Annotated in this window: 4 protein-coding genes and 1 pseudogene; 1 reads left to right on the top strand and 4 read right to left on the bottom strand. The window is 49.5% G+C overall.

Going from position 1 to position 3,392, the window contains the following annotated elements; genetic code table 11:
• Positions 1–103: 103 nt before the first annotated feature.
• Together BRW63_RS26735 and BRW63_RS28650 are read right to left on the bottom strand one after the other, a co-directional pair.
• On the bottom strand, positions 104–1,450 hold the full coding sequence (locus BRW63_RS26735) for a hypothetical protein (protein ID WP_073075343.1): 1,347 nt from the start codon (positions 1,448–1,450) through the stop codon (positions 104–106).
• A 24-nt stretch (positions 1,451–1,474) separates the two neighbouring features.
• Complete coding sequence (locus tag BRW63_RS28650; protein ID WP_073075342.1) at positions 1,475–2,311, bottom strand: hypothetical protein; 837 nt, start codon at positions 2,309–2,311, stop codon at positions 1,475–1,477.
• Positions 2,312–2,326: 15 nt separating this feature from the next.
• Here BRW63_RS28650 and BRW63_RS26725 point away from each other — a divergent pair, with 15 nt between their 5' ends.
• Entirely contained in the window at positions 2,327–2,644 is a 318-nt protein-coding gene (locus BRW63_RS26725; RefSeq protein WP_073075341.1) for a hypothetical protein, read from the top strand.
• A gap of 102 nt (positions 2,645–2,746) precedes the next feature.
• On the opposite strand, the gene BRW63_RS26720 is transcribed toward BRW63_RS26725, so the two are convergent.
• Complete coding sequence (locus BRW63_RS26720; protein WP_143162136.1) at positions 2,747–3,190, bottom strand: hypothetical protein; 444 nt, start codon at positions 3,188–3,190, stop codon at positions 2,747–2,749.
• A 14-nt stretch (positions 3,191–3,204) separates the two neighbouring features.
• Positions 3,205–3,392 (bottom strand): annotated as a pseudogene (locus tag BRW63_RS26715) (IS4 family transposase); the annotation flags it as partial.

Genomic DNA, 3,392 nt, shown 5'->3' with positions numbered 1-3,392 from the left:
ACGAGCAGCAGTATCAGGAACGAATGGTCAAAAACCTCAAGAAAAAGGCGATGGCGCTTGGATTTGACCTCGTTGCTAAACCTGCTCTCCCGGAGTGTGTTTCTTAGGAGTTAACGGTGTTGGCGATTGCTTCCCCAGCAAAAGGTAAGCCCAATGTCGTTAAGGATACATTTGCCAAAAGCTCTGAGAAAGTGATATTGACCCGATCAGTATGACGCAGGTAGGCATCCTGTAATTGCTTTCGCACGGGAACGAGTTCCTGTGGAAGTTCCAGGTCTTCCTGAAAGATGGCTTCTCCTGCCTGATCAATCTGCCAACCCTGACTAGTGAACCATTGCATTGCTTCAGCCGGAGCCTTCCAAGTCTGCTCAACCTGAGCTTGCTGGTGTAATAAGCTAGCGATTTCTGCCAGCTTAACTAGAGGTGACCAACATACTTTCGCTTTTGCTCGTAGCCCCCAGAAGCCTTCGGCATGTGCCTGATAATGGTTAACCTGGCTATTGAGATAGTCCACCAGTTGGGCAAAGTTCTCACTTTGAGTGAGGCGATCGCACTCTGTCTGAAAAAAAGTCTGTTCTGAAATGGGAGAAGACAGGGGTACAGGCAGCGTATCCAGATTTTTTGCCCAGACTTGGAGTGTGGTTTGAGCGCCGGCTTTGAGTGCCAATGTCTCAAAGGACTCCATTCGATCGACTTGTTTCTGCCATTGGGTTAAGAGTTTAAGAGCGAGTTCTTGCTGAGGTGTAGCAGAAATGATTCGATCCTGTTCTTTGGGAGGTGATTGGGGACATTTGACCGCAGCTTCAGTTACCAGAAGGGTGGCAAGGGCTTGAATTCTCCAGTTTTCAGGCTTATCAGCTTGAGGTTCAGGTAGCCCAAAATCTTCGACAACCCGGCGCACAAATACTCCAAATCGGTTGTTTGCTTTCAAATTGTCAAAGCTAAGACTCGGAGTTGCCAAAATTTCCGAAACGCGATCGTCGTTGATCAGCGTTTCCTTGGCATTGCCAGGAGTTAATTCTTTCCAGGCAGACTTAGGATAGTCTAGCCACTCTTTTGCGTGGGCAGGCAGGATTGGGTTTAGTTCAACCAAGGCATCGGAGGGGATGTCTACTCCATATTGGGATAGGGCTTCTGGCAGGCTGAGTTGCTTGACCTCTTCTGCCTGAAGCTCAAAGACCTTGAAGTAGGTGATTTCGTCTTGTCGAACTGGGAGCCAGACGACACGGGGAGCACGAGGAGTTTTGTAGAAGCGATCGCGCAATATAAGTTCGTGAACATCCTCTGCCCAAAGCTCAAATGTGTTGTCTGTTGCTGCCTCCTGTAGCAAATCTTTCCAAACCCGTTGAGGATCACACCAAACCAGTAAAGGTGGCTGAGCACTTTTGTGTTGGAGCACTTGCTGAATTTCCTGGCGAATCCAGGAGCGGAGGCTGTCAGTAGCAATCATTCTCAAAATAGGCTAGCAAGGTTTTCACAGTATATCTACCTTCGTATCTATCTTCCACCAACCGGGTTGGGGGAGCTTGCCTTCTCGACACCAGCGGCGTTCGTCGGCTCGCCATTCAGCGCGATCGCCAATTGCCTTGTTCACATCTTTTGCAGCGAGGACATCGTTGGCTAGAAGTCCGCTGCGTTGTAGGGGGGCAATGTTGACGCGAACGCCGTCGTTGAGGTCAGGGGTGTAGGTGCTTTCCTGGGCGATGAACTCGGCAATAGGTTGAGGGGGAGTGCGGCGATCGTCCAGACTAGAAATCTGGTCGTATATGGGTTGGGTGGCTAACCAAGGTTCCCAAGTTTCGGAGTCGGGGCATTTCCAGGCTTCGATGGCTTTGCGAATCGCGTTGCCTTTTTCAGTGATGGCTTTGATGGTGGCTTTCCAGGTTTTGATGTCGGCTTTGAGGGTTGCAAGTCGAACCGTAACTTTGGTGCGGCGTTGATCAGCTTTCTGGGTTCCCAGTTGTGTGATTTCTTCTTTGAGTGCTTTTGCCTCGGTTTCGGCTTCCTTAATTTGCTGCTTTAGGGGTGCAATTAGGGTTTGATTGAATTTTGACCACCATTCTGAGCAAGCCAGATTGAGAGTTTTGCTGAGCATGGCTTTGGCATGTTGGCAGATGTGTTTTGCCAGATCAGATGCGGTGGGGTCTTGCTCTAAGTCTTCTGCATTGAGGGGAGGAAAGCCAACTTGGGAGCAGTGGTGGTCGAGGTGGCTGAAGGCGGTTTCGATCCACTGGGGGAAGTCGTCGTGAAGCTCGGTGGCAGTAGCAGCCGTTTTCCAGGTGGAGAGGGGATTGGTCTGGATGACTGACATCAGTTTACGGAGCCAGTGGGCTTTGAGGCAGAGGGTTGCATCATCGATCGCCAGTTGGCGCAGACGAGGCTTGAGGAAATCGGGTCCAAAGCCAATGGTGCTGACTTCGTAGAGGCTAACTTCGAGGGTTTTGAGTTCTTCGATCCAGTTAGGGAGGTGAAGGATGCGGGCGGATTGATCGCCGGAACGCTGCTCTTGGGATCTGGCTTCCAGGTTGCGGAGTTCGGTTTCGTAGCTCTGGCGGAGGATGCCGACATATTGGCTGCGGAGCTTGGGCAGGAGGTCGGCATCGAGTTTGTGGTGGTAGAGCAGGCAGGAGAATGCGGGGTTTGATCGATTACTGCGGCTTCCTGTGATGGGGGAGGACTCGATTTGCCATGCGATCGGGCGTTTTTTGAATTGGGAGCTGTGGCGTTTGAAGAAGGCACTACTGAGCTATTTTTCTAGACTGATGCCAACGATTTCTTCAAATTCGGCAGCGATGATAGCAACGGTGTGGTTGGGAAATTCGGCACCAATGCGCTCCCGAACTCGGTCGCCTAATGCTTGTTTATTGGTTCCTTTATTAATGGGAATGACACCATCCTGATATGCCCAGGCTGGAACAGGTTCGCCCGCCTCAATTTGCTTATGCCATTGATGACCTATCATGTTCAAAATTAGAACTGTAAAACGATCTTGCTGAACGTCTTGATGTAGTTCTGTTCTTAAATTAGAATTACCACCAAACTCAATATCTTCAAAAGCTGTTTCATACGGAAGCTGAAAATTTATCTCTGCCTCATTTAACTCAAAAATTCGATAAATCAAATCCGAGATATTTTTTTTGATTTGTATGAATTCTTCTTCGAGCCTAACTCGATTTTCAACTGATATCAACACTTCGGACAAATTTAGGCGGCGATAATGCCGTAGTCACAAAGGGTTGAATAGTTGGGGTGGGATTTAATCAAGGTTGGCTCCAAGTCTAAGGTGGCAATAAAGCGCTCGAGAAGATGCTGATTGAGCGCCCGTCGCTTCACCGTTGCCATCGAGAACGGAATCGGTGCTTGCGCCAGATGCGGTGGATTGGTCTCAACTT

The organism is Phormidesmis priestleyi ULC007, from assembly GCF_001895925.1.
GTDB classification, from domain to species: Bacteria; Cyanobacteriota; Cyanobacteriia; order Leptolyngbyales; family Leptolyngbyaceae; genus Phormidesmis_A; species Phormidesmis_A priestleyi_A.
This window is presented reverse-complemented; position numbering and strand designations above follow the sequence as displayed.

What these genes read in the sequence shown, in the direction of transcription:
- BRW63_RS28650 (WP_073075342.1), bottom strand. Translation starts at nt 2,311, where the DNA reads ATGTCAGTCATCCAGACCAATCCCCTCTCCACCTGGAAAACGGCTGCT.
- BRW63_RS26735 (WP_073075343.1), bottom strand. Translation starts at nt 1,450, where the DNA reads ATGATTGCTACTGACAGCCTCCGCTCCTGGATTCGCCAGGAAATTCAG.